Source organism: Microbacterium sp. SORGH_AS_1204, assembly GCF_030818935.1.
Classification (GTDB): Bacteria; Actinomycetota; Actinomycetes; order Actinomycetales; family Microbacteriaceae; genus Microbacterium.
The window spans coordinates 3558135-3577535 of sequence record NZ_JAUTBD010000001.1; the positions used below are offsets into that span (position 1 = coordinate 3558135).

The window sequence follows — 19401 nt, forward strand, 5'->3', positions numbered from 1 at the left end:
CGATGAGTTGGAGTGTTCATCTTGTTAACCGCTGTGGGAACTGTGGATAACTCTCGACACGCGTGTTAACAGCAGGGATGCGGGCGTCTGTTAACTGTGGACGGGTTGCGGAGAGCCTGTGGTGTTAACGCGGCTCGGCCGGAGGGTGTCGAGCCGCTCCTCCACAGCGTTAACGCATCCGTACACAGCCCATCCGCAGGAAATTGGAGTTATCCACAGGTTTTCCACACTGTGTAGAACCGGGTCAAAAACCCTCCGTGTGCGGCCATGTATGCCTGATCAGCGGGCGAAAACGCGAAAAGGGTCCGCTCCATGGAAATGGAGGGACCCTTCGGGAGAACGGCGCTCAGCGCATTCGCCCCAGTTGGCTCGTGATCTCGGAGACCTGGTTGAAGATCGATCGGCGCTCCTTCATGAGGTCGCTGATCTTTTTGTAGGCGTACATGACAGTGGTGTGATCGCGGTTGCCGAACAGCTGCCCGATCTTGGGCAACGACAGGCTGGTGCGCTCACGGCAGAGGTACATCGCGATCTGGCGCGCGGTCGCCACCGCCTGAGAGCGGCTCGAGCCGTACAGGTCGTCGACCGACAGCTTGAAGTACTGGGCCGTCGCCGTGATGATGTCGGTCGGTGAGATGACGTTGGCGTCGTCTTGGTCGATGATGTCGCGCAACACCGTCTGCGCGAGCGACATGTCGAGGGTGGAGCGGTTCAAGCTCGCGAACGCCGATACGCGGATGAGCGCCCCCTCGAGCTCGCGGATGTTCGACGAGACCACCGTGGCGATGTACTCCAGGACGTCGTCGGGAATGAGGAGTCTTTCGCTCTGCGCCTTCTTGCGGAGGATCGCGATGCGGGTCTCGAGGTCGGGGGCCTGGACATCGGTGATCAGACCCCACTCGAAGCGGCTGCGCATGCGGTCCTCGAAGCCGGTCAGCTGTTTCGGGGGCAGGTCGCTGGTGATCACGACCTGCTTGTCGTGGTCGTGAAGCGTGTTGAAGGTGTGGAAGAAGGCTTCCTGCGTTTCGGCTCGACCCTGCAGGAACTGGATGTCGTCGATGAGGAGGATGTCGACGTCGCGATAACGAGCCTGGAAGGCCGAACCGCGGTTGTTCGCGATCGAGTTGATGAAGTCGTTCGTGAACTCCTCGCTCGAGACGTAACGCACGCGGATGCCGGCGTACATGCTCGCCGCGTAGTCGCCGATGGCGTGGAGGAGGTGCGTCTTGCCGAGGCCGGAGTCGCCGTAGATGAACAGGGGGTTGTACGCCTTGGCCGGGGCTTCGGCGACCGCGACTGCTGCGGCGTGTGCGAAGCGGTTGGACTGGCCGATGACGAAGTTGTCGAAGGTGTACTTCGGATTGAGGCGCGTGTCGTTGCGGGACGCGGGGACGATCGGTTCCGGAGTGTGATCGCTGACGGCGGAGTGCACGGTGATCGCGGGAGCCAACGGAGGGCGATCGCCGGCAGGGCCGATCGGCTCGCGGGGGGATTCGACGATGTCGGGATTGACGACGACGCGGAAGGTTCCGATCTCGGGGTCGCTGCCCTGCACCTGCGCCAGCGCTTCGAGGATGGGTGCGCGCATGCGCTTGTTGAACTGCGCCGCGGTGAGGTCGTTGGGAACGTCGAGGTACAGGGTGCCGCCCATGACGCCTTGCGGAACCGCCAGATTCAGGAAGCCGTGCAGCTGCGGGGTGACGCGGTCATCGGTGAGAAGATGGTCCAGCACGGCCGACCAGACAGGTACATCCGGTACTTCGTGCAAAGACATATCCCCTCCGGGATCTAGACGCGACGGGTGATCGACGAGTCGCGCCGAACCTGTGGATAACTTCCGGGGCCACGCTAGTTCGCGGCTCTCGCGGAGCAAAATCCACTGTAAGACCCGGTCGCGTGTCTTTGCCACGCTTGTGGACAACACCTGGGGATAATGAGCGGTCGGCTTCCCGGTTTGAGTTAACGCCGCGCACGACGTAGCCTTAGTCGGTTGACTTATGCCTATACGGCAGTCCCGACCCCGTCCCCGGCAGAAGAGCATCGGGCGACACCACCTCCGGAGTGACCCATGAGCAAGCGCACCTTCCAGCCCAACAACCGCCGCCGCGCCAAGAAGCACGGCTTCCGCGCCCGCATGCGCACGCGTGCCGGCCGCGGCATCCTCTCGGCGCGTCGCGCCAAGGGTCGCACCGAGCTCTCGGCCTGACAGACCCGGTGCTCGCGAAGCCGAACCGACTCACCCGCGGATCGGATTACAAAGCCACCGTCCGACGGGGCTCTCGCTGTGCCGGAGCGCACACCGTGACCTATGTCGGAAGGTCGGCTGACACCGATGCACCGCGGTTCGGCTTCATCGTGAGCCGACAGGTCGGCTCCGCCGTCACCCGCAACACCATTCGCCGCCGCCTCAAGGCGGTGTGCGCCGAGGCGCTCCCGTCGATTCGCGGGGGCGCCTCGATCGTCATCCGTGCACTCCCCTCGGCCGCCACAGCGGACTACGCCACCCTCCGTGCCGACGTGGTGAGATGCCTCGAACGGAAGGCGTCGGCATGAGCACCTCGACGCTGCCGACCTCGGCCACGGGGCACGGCCGGTTCTCGGCCGATGCGATGTGGGCGTCCGTTCCCCTTCTCCCCCGGAACGCGGGGCTCGCTCTCCTGCACGCCTACCGGGCCACCATCTCGCACGTCTACGGCGACGTGTGCAAGTACTACCCCTCGTGCTCCGCCTATTCGGTGGGCGCCGTGCAGCAGCACGGACTCGTGAAGGGCGTCGCGTACACCGCCGCCCGTCTCGCACGGTGTCATCCCTGGGCTCAGGGTGGCATCGACGACGTCCGTCCTCACCGGGCCTTCCGTCACGAACTCACTCGGCACGGATTCGTCGTGCCCGCCCGAAAGGACTGATCGTGCCATTCGATCTCATTGGGACCATCCTCTGGCCGCTGAAATGGGCGGTCGAGCTCGTGCTCGTGGGGTGGCACTCCCTCTTCACCGCGCTCGGCATGCCCCCCGCGGCCGGCCTGACGTGGGTGCTCTCGATCGTCGGCCTGGTGCTCATCGTCCGCGCCGCGCTGATCCCGCTCTTCGTCAAGCAGATCAAGAGCCAGCGCAAGATGATGGAGATCGCTCCGGAACTGCGCAAGGTGCAGGAGAAGTACCGGGGCAAGAAAGACCAACTGTCTCGCGAGGCCATGAGCCGCGAGACCATGGCGCTGTACAAGAAGCACGGCACCACGCCCGTCTCGAGCTGCCTGCCGCTGCTTGTGCAGATGCCGATCTTCTTCGCCCTGTTCAGCGTGCTGAACGACGTCGCGAAGCACGCGACCAACAATCAGGGTGGCGTGGGCCTGCTGACGCCCGAGCTGACGCGTGAGTTCTACGACGCTCGCCTGTTCGACGTGGCATCCATGCACGTCAACCTCGTGACCGCGTGGGGGCAGCCCGACGGTCAGATCACCGTCGCGATCCTGCTGACGCTCGTCGTGCTCATGATCGCGTCGCAGTTCTTCACCCAGCTGCAGATCATCTCGAAGAACCTGTCGCCCGAGGCCAAGACCGGTCAGGCGTATCAGATGCAGAAGATCATGCTCTACATCCTGCCGCTGGCCTTCATCTTCTCGGGTGTGTTCTTCCCGCTCGGTGTCGTCATCTACTGGTTCGTCAGCAACCTGTGGACGATGGTGCAGCAGTTCATCGTCATCCGCGAGATGCCGACTCCCGGTTCGGACGCGGCCAAGGCACGCGAAGAACGTCTCGCCCGTAAGGGCAAGGCGATCGACTCCTCGGGCAAGGTCGTGCCGATGGAGAAGTACCAGGCGGAGCAGCGGCGTCTGCTCGAGGAGGCCGAGCGTGCGCGCGCGGCCGCGCCCAAGCGCCAGCAGCCCGTCGGCAAACAGCGGGCCAAGAAGCAGTCCACCAAGAACACCGGTGCGGCGGGCGGATCCGCCGGCGCTTCCGGTTCCACGCCCGCCTCCTGACCTCCGGAGACAACGATGACGACGTCCGATCAGATCGCCCCCGAGCAGACCGCCGCCACCGAAGAGCAGCTCGAGCAAGAAGGCGACATCGCCGCCGACTATCTCGAGGGGTTGCTCGACATCGCCGACATCGACGGCGATCTCGCCATGGACGTGCGCGCGGGTCGCGCGTACGTGTCTGTCGAGGCCGATGACGTCGAGTCGCTGTCGAGCATCTCGCACCCTGACACGGTGCAGGCGCTCCAGGAGCTCACGCGTCTGGCGGTGCAGAACTCGACCGGTCGGTTCTCGCGCCTCATTCTCGACATCGGCGGTTCCCGCGATGCGCGGCAGCGTCAGCTCGAGACGCTGGTAGACCGCGCCATCGCACGCCTCGACGAGGGCGCCTCCCAGGCGTCGCTGCCGGCGATGTCGAGCTACGAGCGCAAGCTGGTGCATGACATCGCGGCGGATCGCGGCTACACGTCGGAGTCGTTCGGCGAGGGCGCCGACCGGCACACCGTGCTGCGTCGTGGCTGAGAGACGGATGCCGGAACAGCTCGAAGCGGAGCCCGTCGCGGCAGCCCAGCTCTTCGCTGACCGCATCGAGACGGCGCGGCGGTTCACCGCCAATCTCGCCGCTCACGGCGAAGAACGTGGCCTCATCGGTCCGCTGGAGCTCCCGCGGCTATGGACGCGGCACATCCTGAACAGTGCGATCGCGGCCCCGTACTTCGCGGGCTCGGCGGTCGACGTGGGCTCGGGTGCGGGCTTGCCGGGGCTCGTCCTCGCCATCGCCCGACCCGATGTCGAGTGGACGCTGATCGAGCCGATGGAGCGGCGGACCGCGTGGCTCACGGAACAGGTCTCCGACCTCGAACTCGACAATGTCACCGTCGAGCGGATGCGTGGGGAGGAGTGGTCACGGGGGCGCGTGTTCGATGTCGCCACTGCTCGGGCGGTGAGCGCGCTGCGCACGCTATTGCCGTTCACCGCTCCCCTGGTTCGCCCCGGTGGTCGCCTCGTCTTCTTGAAGGGTGCCAACGTCGCCGGTGAGATCGACGCGGCCGCGAAGCAGATCCGTACATACGGCCTGCAGGACGTATCGGTCGAGATCGTCGGTGAAGGGGTGCTCGACGAGCCGACGCGGGTGTTCCTTGCGACGCTGTCTCGGTGACATGGGCATGTGTACATTGAGAACCAGTTCGTCGAACGGAACCGCGAACGGCTGATCGCCGTCTCGACGTTGCGCGTGTCGCGCACTGACGGTCGGGAGGCGCCTGCGATCCGATCTGCCGAACGGTGCCCGCGAATGGCTGATAACCGTCTCGACGTCGTGCTGCGGTCTTGCGTACTGACGGTCGGGAGGCGCCTGCGGTCTGCGGCGACGACGTGCGAACGTGACTTCCCGTTTCAGGATGCCAGCGCTCACTCGCGATATATCTCGATGAGCAGGCGGGTACCGTGGCGTCGCTGGCGCTCTTCTTCGAGTGCCACGCGGACTCTTTCCAGTGGCTCGTCCGTCGACGACCATCGAGAACGGGCCGCCGGGGAGACTTCACGTGCGGAATAGTTTCCTGGTGTCGCGGCGAGACGGAGACACCGACTGCGGTTGCTCAGCCCCACAGTGGCTCGGGGTGGTCCATCGCCTCGGGGGATCTCTGTGACGGTTCGGAGAGGCGGATGGCTCCGGCCAGTACGCGTCCGCTGGGCGGGGACCGGTAGAGCGACACACGGGTGGGAACGAGACGACCTTGCGGGCGCGGCCTCAGAACGTGAGGTGAGCGCGTCGACCAGTCCACAGGTGGACTACGGCGAGGACATACGACGTCAGCGCTCTGGTGAAGCGTAGACGGGCTCAGACACATTCTCGTAGGCAACGCGAGTGTGGACGCTCACAAAGTAGTCGACCACAAAACGTTTCACGTGAAACGGAGGCGGTGGAGTCGCTCTCCCCTCGCGAGCTGATCGGTTGCGGAAGGGAATCAGCGCCCTGCCATATATCGGTGTGGTCATGCACGCTGTCTCCGCGCATGCACGGTCGCACGCGGCGGTAGCTGACCTGGGGGGATTCCGCAGCCTCGTTCCATTCTGCGGGTCAGGAAGTGTCGAGCTGCGCGTGACCCCAAGGCGTTACCGCCTACGGGTTTCGCTTGGTCTAGCGCGGACGATCACGATGGGAAAGGCCACCGCCGGGCTGGGGTTGGAGCGACGCCACGAGTGGCCGGGACCGAAAGTGCGCAGAAGTGCGTCATGTGGCCTCTTGCCTCACGACGTGGCCCCCCGAACCCACGACGAGGCTGGTCGTGGTGACGACGGAGCGATTCCCTTCTGCGACGGGGCTGGTCCTGATGACGACGGGGTGATTCCTCCTGCAACGGGGCTGATGGCGGTCATGACGGGGCGATTCCCCCTGCGACGGGGCTGGTCGCACTCGCGACGGAAATGCTCGCACTTACGAAGTGCCTGGCTGCGCCGTGGGGGGACGCAGCCGGTCACAGTGGCGGTGGGTCTGGTGCGTCCATCGACGGGGCTGGCAGCAGTGGCGCCTGGGTCGCCCGCGTATCAGGCGCTCAGCTGCTCACACCCACCGGACGGCTGCCGGCACGCACCCTTAAATTGGCCGCAGCGACAATCTGGCGGTTTCACCTACGACGGCGCTGGTCGCACCCACGACGCGGATTGTCGCGCTCGCGACAGGCGCTCAGGTCTCCCTCCGGTGCGCGTTGATTGGGCCGACCTCCCGGTGCTACCCGTCGCAGTCCGCGTCCCCTGCGTTCATCTCCGTGTGGGCTCGTCGCGTAGAGTGTGGACGATAAGGCGCGTGGCAGCATCCCGGCCTGACCGTTGGCTGCCGGATCGGGCTCACCACAATCCGTCTCCTGGCTGTTGCTCTCCAACTGGGCAACCTTCCTCGAGACAGATGTTTCACGTGAAACAACGATCGGTCGTTCTTGAAGCGCGACGGCGACGGGGCGCGAGCTGGCTCCTTCCGCAAGATTGCCTTGCAACCCGGAGACTGCGCGTCTCGACAACCGCGTCTCGGACTTGCGTTCCTGCAGCCACCCGGGGCGTCTGTCGTCATCGTGCGTACGGACGAGCGTTCGGTGTCGTCGCTAGTCATCCCCGTGGCGAGCATCGGTGGCGACGCACTCGTCGAGCGGCGCGGTGTTCGATGCGCTGGCGGGGTGCGGCACGGCGACAGCCTCGTCGAGGCCCGCCCCGGCGCGAGGATCAACCTTGTTGAGCAGCGGAAAGGCCGACGATTCGTCCTGTGCGGATTCGCACACAGCACCCATAGGAGGTGGGCGGGATATCCCCTCACCCGTCACCACCGCTGCGTCTCCCCGATGCCATACGGCAGACGTGGTGCTACAGTGGGTCGCGCGCGGGGCGCGCCCCGCTCCCCCACAAACTGCTCCAGTCGGGACCCCCGCAAACCGGCTCACCGTGACGGATCGTGCGGCTCGGCTCTCATCGACGGCCTGCGCGAAGCTTCTCCCATGCGAGTGGGGCGACAAGGCCGATAGGCAGATCGGCCGACATGCGGAGGGTCGGCATCTCGGGACCGCTTCAGCGCACCGGACGCCGCTTGTCTCGCTCCTTGCGACATCGGCACCGCTGCACCTCCACCGCGAAGGGCAAGGGCTTGGGCGCGTGGAGTGGTCGCACTGGACCCCGATTGTGTCGGCGGCCGACTCCATGTTCTGTATGACGGGCTGACCGCAAGAACGGAGGAGGTGGCACCTTGGCGGCGCGACGCGCCTCGTCAACGCCGCGGTGCGCGTGACTGCGGTGCGTGGCATCCGTGAGGTGTGAGACCCAGGCGGCGGCATTGCGCGTTAGACAGACTCCACCGGAAGCGGCTTGCGCTGGTGCGTGGTATTCGATTCCAGGTCGAGGTGCGGGCGATGTCAAGCGGCGCCAATGCGTCACGCGCTCACCTACCGGCGCGTTGCGGGCCGTCACGTCCCTCGGCGCGCTGCATGCTCGTGACCGTTGCTTCACAGGGCACGCGACGCTGAGGAAACGCCCCGGCGTGCTCTAAAGACGAGAGGTCGAGATGGGAGAACACTCTGCTCACCCGAGATATCAGAGGTGCCGGAGCCCCATCAGTCCGTGTTCTAGCCACGGCTGCACGCGCGGGAGGCTAACCGCCCAAAATTCAACACGTAGCGATTGACGAGCGGTACGTCGCTCGGCGTGAGCGCGTGAGGGCCGTTTGCGCGGCACGACGTCCATGCACGAGGGTCGCTACAGCAGTGATGGCGTGGGCGGGATGCGTCGAAGCCTGGTGGCGAGGTGGCAGCAGGGTCGATAAGGCGTGCGGGCTGCCGAGATTCTCACCTAGGGCGTGTCTCCCAAATGGGTGGGGTGAGTCGGTGATGCTAGAGACGTGTCGCGGTTCCAGTTGCTTTCGGATACTCAGTGGGATCTGATCAGCGGGTTCTTGCCCGGTCCGACCGGCCGTAAGGGCCGCCCCTTCTCGGACGCGCGAACGATGGTCGAGGCGATCGCGTATCGCTATCGGACAGGGATCGCGTGGCGGGATCTGCCGGAGGTGTTCGGCCCGTGGCAGACGGTGTGGAAGTGGCACCGTCGGATGGCCGGCGATGGAACCTGGGATCGTGTCCACGCGGCGCTGCTGGCTCGCGCCGACGCGACCGGCAAGCTCGATTGGTCCGTGTCGGTGGACTCCACGATCGCTCGCGCCCATCAGCACGCGACGAACATCACCCGGGTCACGGGGGGCTTCGTCGAACTACAACAATCCGCTGATCGAGCCGCCTGATCACGGGTTCGGCCGCTCCCGAGGCGGACTCTCCACCAAGCTCCACCACCTGGTCGACGGTCGCGGCCTGCCACTGGTGATCGCGGTCACGCCGGGCCAGTCCGGGGACTCGCCCATGCTGATCCCGTTGCTGCAGCAGCTGCGCGTCGCCCGCCCGATCGGTCGCCCCCGCACCCGACCCGACCGGCTCCGAGGCGACAAGGCGTACTCGTCCCGGGCAATCCGACAGCACCTGCGTGACCGCAGCATCCAGGCCGTCATCCCGCAGCCATCGGATCAGATCGGCCACCGCGTCCGACGCGGCTCACACGGCGGACGACCCATCACCTACGACCGCGACGACTACCGAAACCGCAACGTCATCGAACGCCGCTTCGCCACCCTCAAACAATGGCGAGGCCTCGCCACCCGCTACGACAAACTCGCCACCGTCTACCGCTCAGCAGCCGTCCTCAACGCCGTCATCGCCTGGACCCGCCATTTAGGAGACACGCCCTAGTTGTGTCGCGGCGGTGGGTGGATGGGGAAAGCGACGGCCCAGAGACCGAGAGATGCCTGAATGTCTCCCAGCGACTCGCCACGACGTCGCAACCGGGCACGACGGAGCACGACACAACCTCAAGATGTTTCACGTGAAACGTGGCACGCGACCCGTTGGCCGGGACCAATGCTGCGCCCGACGGATGAACCTTTTCACCAACGCCGATGCGAGGCGCGCGACCGACGCCGCTCCTCGGTTGCGGTGCGCTGAGCGATGAGAAGTGGTGCGATCGTGGCAGCGTGCGGCCCGTCGGGCTTCACAGAGGTGCGGGACGGGTGAGCGACCCTGATCAGTAGGTGTCTGCGTCGCGGCCTGTGGCACGTGTGGACGAGCAGTTCTCTCGCCGCATGCTGGGAGGTGCGCGCAACCTGCGAGACATAGCGCGGCATGGTCGGCGAGACGGCGTCGAAAGAAGGTGCACTCTCCCCGCCGAAGGGACGCTGCGCCCCACGCCGTGCCGTCCGCGCGGCGGAGAGAGATGTTTCACGTGAAACGATGCGGTGGCTCGCCGTCTTGCGCGGAGGCGCGGCCGCAGCTCGTGCGCGCGCAGTTCGACGCGATGCGCATGTCAGGCGGGTGAGGGCACGGTCGATGAGTTGCGAACCTCCGCACCGCCAGCGCGGCCGCAGCCCGTGCGGGTGCGGTCTGCTGATGTGCGAGTGCCAGGTGTGTGCCGATGAGCTATGAACGTCGGCACCGGTGGCGCGGCAGTTGGCGACCGTCCTAGCGATGCTGCGAGGGGCGAGACTCGCAGTGCGACTCGCGGAGCTGCGCCGGCGTTGGGGCCGTCTGATCACGCGGTCTTGCGCGGCGAGGAGGTGCGTCGAGGTCGACGAGCATCATGTTTCACGTGAAGCATGACCGCTCCGTTGCTTTGCCAGTGCACGAGGAACGCCCCCGCCACATGCATTCAGGCCTTCATATATGGGACGCAGGAGTCAATGGTCTTCTCGCGTCGCGTCAGCCAGAGGGGCGTTGCGCTGGGCATGTGCTGCGCGGTGCCTGTGTGTGAGTCAAAGCTGTTGCGCCAACTCGATCGATGCAAAGAAGGCGGGTTGATCGGAGCAGTCCTCGCCGGGTGCCCTGGCGATGGGGACGAGCCTCGGCGGTGCGCCCTGCCCCCGCACCTACCTCGGCGACCCAGCCCCACCTGACAAATGCGGTGCGTGCGTGTTCGATTGTCGGGTGGCCCGCCGATCTGATCTAAAGAGCGGCCGTTGTCGGCCTATTGATGTTCAGGCGAAGCGGTGTCCCGCTGCCACTCGCGCGGTGCGCCCATCCGGCATTTCAGCGGCGGGCACTATCGCCGGACGCAGCGGGCCTTCGCTGCGCAGACCGACAGTCGCGTGTGTGGGTTCATGCTCTACACCCCGGAGGAACGACGCCTGAAGAGCGGCGCTCCCCCGCATGCGGAAGGCGAGTACGGCTGCTGTTTCACGTGAAACGTTCCGCCAGATGCGGGCGCAGGGATCGTCGCGACACGATCGACCACCGCGGCGCTGCAACGGGAGGCGACGTGCGCAGCACCCATAGTTCACGCGAAGCGGCATCCACAGACATGTTGTTGGGTGTCCCGATTGAGACCTTAGGTCGCGCCCAGATCCGGTGCGAGCTCGGGCGGTGCGTCGGGAGAACTTGCCTGTGGAGCTAGTGACCGTAAAGGACACTCGCCGCGCTGTGACGATGGGCGGACGGCGCCAGTGAGGGACGCCGGTTGCGCCGCCATGACCTGGCGACCATCTTGTTCACAGCCACCGCTTGGTGAGGAGTGAAGAGTGAACAGTCGGCGCTCATCAACGCCTCCGCCCGGACTGTCGCCTTTCCACGCATCCTCCGTAGGAAGCAGCGATGTCGGGCCCCGCAGGTAGACTGGGCGAGTTCGTGACGGTGAGAGGTGTTTCACGTGAAACAGTCCGGTGAGGCGTCTTCGTCCTTTTCGCTCGATGACTCCCCCATCGCCCGCGAGATCGCTGATTTATCCGCACGACGTCGTGCACTGGAAGCCGCCGATGTGACCCTGTCGGGGCGAACCCGGGTTCTCACCGTCTCCAACCAGAAGGGCGGTGTCGGAAAGACCACGACCGCCGTTAACATCTCGGCCGCGCTCGCATCGGTCGGCGCCCGCGTTCTGGTCATCGACCTCGACCCGCAGGGCAACGCCTCGACCGCACTCGGCGTCAAGCACAATGCCGAGACACCGAGTATCTACGACGTCCTCATCAATGAGGTGCCGCTCGCCGACATCGTCCAGACCAGCCCCGAGTCCCCGAGCCTGCTCTGCGCGCCCAGTACGATCCATCTCGCCGGTGCAGAGATTGAACTCGTCTCTCAGGTGGCGCGAGAGCACCGCCTGCGCGGCGCGCTTCGCGACTACCTCGAGATCGAGGGGAACCACTTCGACTTCGTCATCATCGATTGCCCCCCTTCTCTCGGGCTGCTTACGATCAACGCCTTCACCGCGGCTGACGAGGTCATGATCCCCATTCAGTGCGAGTACTACGCTCTCGAGGGCCTGAGCCAGCTGCTCGGCAGCGTGCAGATGATCCAGAAGCACCTGAATCCCAAACTGCACGTCTCGACCATCCTGCTCACGATGTACGACGGACGAACCCGTCTCGCGCAACAGGTGGCGGAAGAAGTCCGTTCGCACTTCACTCACGAGGTGCTGAGCACCGTAATCCCTCGTTCGGTCCGTGTGTCCGAAGCGCCCAGCTTCGGGCAGACCGTCATCGCCTACGACGGCCAGTCGGCCGGTGCTATCGCATATCGCGAAGCCGCAGTTGAAATCGTCGCTCGCGACACCACCGAAAAGGAATCCTGATGGCAAAGAGGACCGGACTGGGTCGAGGCATCGGCGCGCTCATCCCCACCGCTGAACCGTCGGAGGCACGTCCCGTTGACGTGTTCTTCCCCGGTGGGTCCGCCGCAGCGAGTGACGACGCGGCGACCCAGCCGCGCGGGGCGAAAGAAGGCGATACTGAGCAGCTCGTCGAAATCCCGGGTGCCCGCCTCATCCACATCGACCCGAAATCGATCGTCCCCAACCCGCGCCAGCCGCGTACGCATTTCGACTCCGACGACCTCGCGGAACTCGTCCACTCCGTGCGCGAATTCGGCGTCCTCCAGCCCGTCGTCGTTCGCGACAAGGGTGACGGTACCTATGAACTCATCATGGGTGAACGCCGCACGCGCGCGTCGCGGGAGGCGGGCCTCGACACCATCCCCGCGGTTGTGCGTGAGACCGAGGACGAGTACCTTCTCCGAGACGCGCTACTCGAGAACCTGCACCGATCGCAGCTCAACCCTTTGGAAGAAGCATCCGCCTACCAGCAGCTGCTCGAAGATTTCGGCATCACTCAGGAAGAGCTCGCGACGCGAATCGGGCGCTCGCGCCCGCAGATCAGCAACACGATCCGCCTGCTGAAACTCCCGGTCCCGGTGCAGCAGCGGGTCGCAGCCGGAGTGCTGAGCGCAGGTCACGCTCGCGCCATCCTGTCGCTGGACGACCCGCGCGAGATGCAGAAGCTCGCCGACAAGATCGTGAACGAAGACCTGTCGGTTCGCGCCGCCGAGGCCGCAGCGAAGATGCCGGGCGTCGCCCCCGTGCGGCAGAAGCCCCAGGCAGGCGGCAGGCAGGCCGGGCTCGATCAGATCGCGGAACGGCTGGGCGATCGGTTCGACACCAAGGTCCGGGTATCGCTCAATGCAAAAAAAGGCCAGATCAGTATTGATTTCGCTTCTATTCAAGATCTGAACCGCATTCTGTCGACCCTGGGTGAAGAGGGATACACGGGTTGAACCCGGGCGGTCCGAAGACCATCTCGCCAGCGGCGAACGGAAGTCGGGTCCCGGTGTCGGAGGGTCGACGTACCCTGGAGTGGTGACAGCGAACGACGACACCACGCGCCGCCGCGCCAGCCTCGAGCTGTTGCGCGCCGAGGCGTCCGATGAGCTGGCCGTGCTGATCCACGAGCGTCTGCGCGGCGGCGAGGACCCCTGGGACTTCATGGAAGACCTGCCGAGCGTCGACGAGCTGGTCGTTCTGACTCTCCGCGCCGAGAACATCGCCGAGAACGGCGGGCAGCGGCCGAACCGGTCGCGCAATTACCGCGTGCTTCGACAGATCTCCCTCGACTATCCCCCGCTCACACGCGCCGTGTGGCGCATTCTGGGCGACGAAGAGCCTCACCGGCGGTGGGATGCCAGCGTGCGCCTCGACGCGTCCTGAGCGCGTCCTGAGGCTCTAAAGGGGTCGTCTTGTGGCTCGGCAGCAGCAGCACGGTGCGGGTAGCCCCGGAGATGCACGGGGAATGAGCGAGGCCCGGAGCGCAGCATGGCGCCCATAGCCCTGGGAACGCACCCGAGAACAGCGGCCCGGACCGCCGTACAGCAGGGGTGGCATCAGGGCGCATCCCCAATGAGCGAGGCGCGGAGCGCTACACAGCCCGCGTGGCACGGGGTGACGCACCCGGAACAAGCGAGGCCGGGAGCGTTACACAGCGCGGGTGGCATCCGGTGACGTACCCGGAATGAGCCAGGCCCGGAACGCGACACAGAGCGCATGGCATCCGGCGACGTATCCGGGATAAGCGAGGCGCAGAACGCAGCACAGTGCGGGTGCATCCGGAACAGGCGAGGTGCGGAGCGCAGCGCGGCTCGCATCCAATACGAGCGAGGCCCGCACCGCAGCACCGGGGGATGGCATCTGACGATGGCGCTCGAGAACGGCAGAAGCCCCGAGTCACGGGGACTCGGGGCTTCTGAGAGGAGTGTCTCAACCGATGAACGGCGCGAGGTCCTGCTCGAGCGCGAACTTGGGCTTGGCGCCGATGATCGTCGTCTTGACCTCGCCGCCCTGGAACACCTTCATCGCGGGGATCGAGGTGATCTGGTACTTCATCGCGAGGTCGGGGTTCTCGTCGACGTTGAGCTTGAGGACCGTGATCTTTCCCGCGTTCTCGTTCTGGATCTCGTCGAGCACGGGAGCGACCATGCGACACGGGCCGCACCACTCGGCCCAGAAGTCCACGAGCACGGGGCCGTCAGCCTGCAGGACGTCCTGCTCGAACGTGGCGGAGGTCGTCGCCTTGGCAGTCATTGCATTTCTCCTTAGATGGAAGCGTCAGTAGATGAAAACGCCGGTGTGCCCGGTTCTGTTCCTCAGACGACCGCGGCGTCGGGGAGGCCCTCGATCGGGCTCTCCGATACGGCGGGCTCACCGGCCTCGCCACGCGCGGCGAGGAAGTGCTCGACGTCGAGGGCGGCGACCGTGCCGCTGCCCGCGGCGGTGATCGCCTGACGGTATGTGGGGTCGATCACGTCACCGGCGGCGAAGACACCCTCGACCGAGGTGCGCGACGAACGGCCGTCGACCCAGATGGTGCCCTGGTCGGTCAGCTGCAGCTTGTCGTGCACGAGGTGCGTGCGCGGATCGTTGCCGATGGCGACGAAGAGGCCGTCGAGCGGGAGTTCGCGCGTCGTGTCGTCGACGGTCGAGCGCAGGCGCACGCCGTTGACGGCGTCGTCGCCCAGGATCTCGTCGACGGCGCTGTTCCAGACGAACTCGATCTTCGGGTTCGCGAACGCGCGCTCCTGCATGATCTTCGACGCGCGCAGCGAGTCCTTGCGGTGGATGACGTAGACCTTCGACGCGAACTTGGTGAGGAAGTTCGCCTCTTCCATCGCGGAGTCGCCGCCGCCGACCACGGCGATCGTGCGGTCGCGGAAGAAGAAGCCGTCGCACGTGGCGCACCACGAGACGCCGCGGCCCGAGAGGCGCTCCTCGCCCTCGAGGCCGAGCTTGCGGTAGGCGGAGCCGGTGGCGTAGATGACCGAGACGGCCTCTTCGACCTTGCCGCTGCCGAGGGTGACGGTCTTGACCGGGCCCTCGAGGTCGAGCGAGACGACGTCGTCGTAGAGCACCTGCGCGCCGAAACGCTCGGCCTGAGCCTGCATCTTGGCCATGAGGTCGGGGCCCTGGATGCCGTCAGGGAACCCGGGGAAGTTCTCGACCTCGGTCGTGTTCATGAGGTCGCCGCCGGCTTCGACGGAGCTCGCGACGACGAGGGGCTCGAGGTTGGCTCGGGCGGCGTAGATGGCGGCCGTGTAGCCGGCCGGGCCCGATCCGATGATGATGACGTGACGCACGGTTGCGCCTTCCTCTCGTTGATTCCGTCGGATGAAACCCATGCTAGCCGCGCGGTATTCCGCGGCCGCGGGGCTAGCGCTGGGGGAGGAACCGTCGACCGAGCGCGAGGGCCGGTTCGAGCTCCGGGGTGCGGAACAGGGCCAGGATGCCGATGTACACGGCCAGGACGATGGAGCCGATGATCGCGGCTCCCAGCGCGCCGGCCAGGGGGCTCGACAGTGTCCAACCGGCCTCCGCCCCCAGAAGCACCCACACGCCCCAACCAGCCGCACCGGCTGGGAGCGCCGCGACGCCGAACTTCGCCAGTGTGAGGAGCCACGAGGCGGTGCCGATGCCGCCGAGCCGTCGGTGCAGGAGCACCGTGGCGACGATCACCTGCACGGTGCTGGCCACCGACTGGGTCAGGGCTACTCCCGCCGCCAAGTCACCGCGGTCGAGGACCGCCCCGGCCAGAAGCGCGCCTGCCACGACGAGCACGCATTGCAGCAGCGTGAAGAAGAACGGCGTTCGGGTGTCGTTGTAGGCGTAGAACGTCCGCTGCACGACGAAGAGCACGGCGAGGGGGATCAGGCAGACCAGGAAGCACAGCAGGACCGGCGCCACCGCTTCGGCTTCCTGTCGCGTCTGGGTGAAGATACGGCTCGCGGGCACGGCCGCCACGGCGAGGGCCGCCGTGGAGGCGACGATGAAGAACCCGAGAGTGCGGATGCTGCGCGAGATGTCGGCGCGGACCTCGTCATCGCGTCCGGCGGTCGCGTGCTCGCTCAGCTGCGTGAAGTAAGGAGTGCCGATCGAGAGGACGATGATCGAGTACGGCAGCATGAACAGCAGCCATGCGTTCTGAGACGCGAACATCGCGGGGTCCTCCCCCGATGCCCCCGACAGCACGTTGGATTGCACGATGCCGGCCAGCTGCCCCGCGACGACCATGAGGAAGGTCCATCCCGCCAGTCGACCGATGTGGCGCAGGCCCACGCCCTTCCAGCGGAAGTCGGGACGCAGCGCGAGACCGGCCCGCCGCCAGAAGAACATCAGCACGGCGGCCTGCACGACGATGCCGAGGGTGGCGGTGCCGGCGAGGATCGCGACCATGGTGGGAGTCCACGTTCCGACCTGGGTCTGCGGTCCGAAGAGCACGATGAACGCTCCGAAGCCGGCGACCGAGACCACATTGTTGACGATCGGCGCCCACGTATACGGCCCGAAGACGCGGCGCGCATTGAGGATCTCGCCGAGGAGCGCGTACAGACCGTAGAAGAAGATCTGCGGCAGACACCAGTAGGCGAAGGCCGTCGACAACGCGAGCTGATCAGCGGTGAACTCGCTCGCGTACACGCGCACGAGCAGGGGAGCCGCGATCGAGGCGAGCACCGCCGCGGCGATCAACCCGACGGTCCCGAGCGTGAAGAGCTTCGAGATGAAGGCCTGCCCGCCGTCGGCGTGAGCCGCCGCCTTGACGATCTGAGGCACGACGACGGCCGTCAGCAGACCGGTCGAGATGATCGCGTAGATGTTGTTGGGCAATTGGTTGGCGACAGCGAAGGCGTCGCCGGCGCCACCGATCGTTCCGATGGCGGCGACGAGCACAATGCCGCGCAGCAGCCCGCTCACGCGCGACACGATCGTGCCCGCCCCGATGAGCACGCTGGCCCGTCCGATACTGCTCACGGGCGTGTCTCCTGCTCGGTGGGGGGTGAGGCGATGGCGTCTTCGGTGTCGGCTTCGGCGGGGCCGCGACCGTCGGCATCCGGATCCTTGACGCCGATGCCGTCGGTGGGGGTCTCGGCATCCGGGGTCGACGGCGGCTGCTCTTCGGCCCTTGTGCGCCGACGACGAGCAACCGTGCGCACGACGCCGAGGCTCAGGAAGCCGACCACGAGCGCGACGATCACGATGAGGCCGATGCTCTCCCACTCGGCTCGCACTTCGACATCGACCCGCTGAGGCGTACCGACCGGCTGATCGGTGGGGCTGTAGAGCTGGAGGTCGACGCCGACCTCGCCGTTGGCGATCCGGGCTTCGACGGGCACTTCGACACGGGTGTTCGCGGCGGCTTGCGCCTCGATGGTCGTGTGGTCCTGCACCCGCAGGCGCGCATCGTCGGGGCGGACGGCGAGAACGACGGTCACGGGCCAGGGCAGGTCGTTGCGCACCCAGGGACGCAGCGGCGCGCTGGAGCTGACCAGGCGGAAGTCGGAGGAGAGGATGCCGACGGAATCGAGCGTGGTCTGCGTGCCGGCGCGATGGTCGGCGACGGCCTTGCGGGCGGCATCCCCCGCCCACGAGACGCTGATGACCTGCAGGAGCTCGGCGCGTTCGCGACCGGTCAGCAGATCCGGCTCGTCGAGGATCGTGGCGAACCGGTCGACGGCCTGTTCATCGGTCATCAGATCGCCCACCTCGGCGACCCGTGCGGAGTCGACGGTGGGTGAGGCGAGCGAGATCTCGGATGCCGGACGGCTCGTCACCTCGGCGAAGGTCGAGGTCGTGAATCCCGGCGCGGTCGAGAGCAGGCCGAGCGTGGCGCGCAGGCTCACGCGCGAGCGGTCGGTTCCGCGGTCGAGCACCGCGAGCACGGGCTGATCGCCCGCGGTCGCCCGCGCGATCGCCAGATATGCCTGCGCGGCGGCGAGGGAGGCGCTGCGGCGGGTCGTGTCGTTCTGTCCGGCGGCGTCGGCGAGCACACGCGACACCTCGGCGTCGTACACCGGGGTCGACACTCCCCCGACAGCACCGGCAGTGGGGCGCGACCCCGTGACGCTCGCGGAGGCCACGAGCACGCGCGCCGGCTCCTCGGCCGTGCCCAGGGCACCCAGTGACGCGACCGTCTCGGGCCCGGCGGAACCCGTGGCCGGCCAGAACACGTTCGGCGTCGCCGTGCCGATGTCGAGCAGCGCGGACAGCGAGGGGAAGCTCGGTTGCCCGGGGCTGGCCGAAGGGCTCGGTTCGGGGCTCGTGACCGCCGCTGCCGGGCGCGCGAAATCAGCCTCCGACATGTAGGACTGCAGCGAGGTCGGGCCCATGGGCGCCGTCAGGCCCGCCTGCAGTTGGGCGGCGACGTCGGAGTCTCCGAACTGCAGGGCGAAGCGGTCGTTCGACAGCGCGAGCAGTCGCTGCAACCAGGCGACCGCCGTCGGGGGGGCCGCCGACCCGAGCACCCGGATGGCCGCGGGGATGGCGGGATCGACGGCGAGGGTGGCGGTCGTTCCGTCGACCGCGTCGAGCTGCGCCGAGAGGGCGCCGTCGACCGCGGTGAGCTCGGCCAGTTCGTTGCCGGTGAGCAGGCCGCGCGTCATCGGCGCCGCCGTGATGGGGACGACGAGCGCGATCGGGGTCGCAGCGCCGTCGGACGGCACCACGACGACACTGGATGCCGTCAGGGTCCCCGCGGTGACCTGCACCGGGTAGACCCCGGCTCCGCGCCCGTTCAGAGCGGGATCGGTCGCCGCGACGGTCAACGTGGTGGAGGTCTGCGCGCCGGAGGCGGTGGCATCCACTGCCCCGGTCGCGACCTGCTGCATCGTCTGTCCCGCCGTATCGCCGTCGAGCCACCGGTCGAGGGCGCCGTCGTCGGGAAGCGGCGCCGTGCCGATGGAGAGGGCGAGGGGCGTGGTCGCCGCGGCCGAAGAGCCCGCCGTCAGCGTCACCACGACCGAGAGGGAGTCGCCGGGGCGCAGGATGCCGTTCGCCGCGGGCGCGGCCGAGAGCGCGGCCGCCTGCACCGACGGCGAAGGGCCGGCGGTCGCGGCGACCGCGGCCGACGGCAGCATCACGCCGAATGCGAGGGCCGCTGCGGCGAGGGTCGCCAGGAGCCGGCGCGCGAAGGGGCGCCGCAGCACGGGTGAGCCCGAAGGCGGGGAAGTCACGGTCATACGAACGTCGGTGGTACAAGGGGGCCTTGCATCGCGACGAGTCTAGGCCTGCGTCGCTCTGCGCCCGCCGATAGCCTCGCGCAGACGGTT

General features: G+C 66.9%; 15 protein-coding genes. 10 read left to right on the forward strand and 5 right to left on the reverse strand.

What is annotated here, in order from left to right:
• Positions 1–346: 346 nt before the first annotated feature.
• Positions 347–1774 (reverse strand): chromosomal replication initiator protein DnaA, encoded by a 1428-nt coding sequence (gene dnaA / locus QE410_RS16440; RefSeq protein ID WP_307333983.1) that lies wholly within the window; start codon positions 1772–1774, stop codon positions 347–349.
• 294 nt (positions 1775–2068) lie between these two features.
• Here dnaA and rpmH point away from each other — a divergent pair, with 294 nt between their 5' ends.
• The 10 genes from rpmH to QE410_RS16490 all read left to right on the forward strand — a co-directional run bounded on the left by rpmH (position 2069) and on the right by QE410_RS16490 (position 13519).
• Positions 2069–2206: a 50S ribosomal protein L34 gene (rpmH, locus tag QE410_RS16445; RefSeq protein WP_055952712.1), complete on the forward strand. Its 138-nt coding sequence runs from the start codon at positions 2069–2071 to the stop codon at positions 2204–2206.
• Positions 2207–2214: 8 nt separating this feature from the next.
• Positions 2215–2553, forward strand: coding sequence for a ribonuclease P protein component (rnpA, locus tag QE410_RS16450; RefSeq protein ID WP_307333987.1), 339 nt, complete (start codon positions 2215–2217; stop codon positions 2551–2553).
• The gene (gene yidD / locus QE410_RS16455) at positions 2550–2906 is read left to right on the forward strand and encodes a membrane protein insertion efficiency factor YidD (protein WP_373459356.1); all 357 of its coding nucleotides are present in this window, start codon (positions 2550–2552) and stop codon (positions 2904–2906) included. The genes rnpA and yidD overlap by 4 nt, the downstream gene beginning before the upstream one ends.
• Positions 2906–3979, forward strand: a complete 1074-nt coding sequence (gene yidC, locus QE410_RS16460) for a membrane protein insertase YidC (protein WP_373459384.1) — start codon at positions 2906–2908, stop codon at positions 3977–3979. Before yidD ends, yidC begins: the two co-directional genes overlap by 1 nt.
• A 15-nt stretch (positions 3980–3994) precedes the next feature.
• Complete coding sequence (locus QE410_RS16465; RefSeq protein ID WP_307333991.1) at positions 3995–4498, forward strand: R3H domain-containing nucleic acid-binding protein; 504 nt, start codon at positions 3995–3997, stop codon at positions 4496–4498.
• Positions 4499–4505: 7 nt separating this feature from the next.
• Positions 4506–5135 carry a 16S rRNA (guanine(527)-N(7))-methyltransferase RsmG gene (gene rsmG / locus QE410_RS16470; RefSeq protein ID WP_307333993.1) on the forward strand — a complete coding sequence of 210 codons (630 nt, stop codon included), beginning with the start codon at positions 4506–4508 and terminating at the stop codon, positions 5133–5135.
• 3219 nt (positions 5136–8354) lie between these two features.
• A protein-coding gene (locus tag QE410_RS16475; RefSeq protein ID WP_307327282.1) for an IS5 family transposase occupies positions 8355–9249 on the forward strand; the annotation gives its coding sequence in 2 pieces (ribosomal slippage) (positions 8355–8705 and positions 8707–9249; 894 coding nt in all).
• A gap of 1936 nt (positions 9250–11185) precedes the next feature.
• Positions 11186–12112, forward strand: a complete 927-nt coding sequence (locus tag QE410_RS16480; RefSeq protein ID WP_307333995.1) for a ParA family protein — start codon at positions 11186–11188, stop codon at positions 12110–12112.
• Positions 12112–13089, forward strand: coding sequence for a ParB/RepB/Spo0J family partition protein (locus QE410_RS16485; RefSeq protein WP_307333998.1), 978 nt, complete (start codon positions 12112–12114; stop codon positions 13087–13089). Before QE410_RS16480 ends, QE410_RS16485 begins: the two co-directional genes overlap by 1 nt.
• Before the next feature lie 82 nt (positions 13090–13171).
• Positions 13172–13519, forward strand: coding sequence for a tryptophan synthase subunit alpha (locus QE410_RS16490; protein WP_307334000.1), 348 nt, complete (start codon positions 13172–13174; stop codon positions 13517–13519).
• A 546-nt stretch (positions 13520–14065) separates the two neighbouring features.
• Here the strand turns inward: QE410_RS16490 and trxA are convergent.
• The 4 genes from trxA to QE410_RS16510 all read right to left on the reverse strand — a co-directional run bounded on the left by trxA (position 14066) and on the right by QE410_RS16510 (position 19305).
• Positions 14066–14389: a thioredoxin gene (gene trxA, locus QE410_RS16495; RefSeq protein WP_058231949.1), complete on the reverse strand. Its 324-nt coding sequence runs from the start codon at positions 14387–14389 to the stop codon at positions 14066–14068.
• A gap of 62 nt (positions 14390–14451) precedes the next feature.
• Positions 14452–15438 (reverse strand): thioredoxin-disulfide reductase, encoded by a 987-nt coding sequence (trxB, locus tag QE410_RS16500; protein ID WP_307334003.1) that lies wholly within the window; start codon positions 15436–15438, stop codon positions 14452–14454.
• A 73-nt stretch (positions 15439–15511) separates the two neighbouring features.
• Entirely contained in the window at positions 15512–17107 is a 1596-nt protein-coding gene (murJ, locus tag QE410_RS16505) for a murein biosynthesis integral membrane protein MurJ (protein WP_307334005.1), read from the reverse strand.
• A complete protein-coding gene (locus QE410_RS16510) occupies positions 17104–19305 on the reverse strand; it encodes a DUF6049 family protein (RefSeq protein ID WP_307334007.1) in 2202 nt (733 codons plus the stop codon). The genes murJ and QE410_RS16510 overlap by 4 nt, the downstream gene beginning before the upstream one ends.
• Between the last annotated feature and the right edge of the window lie 96 nt (positions 19306–19401).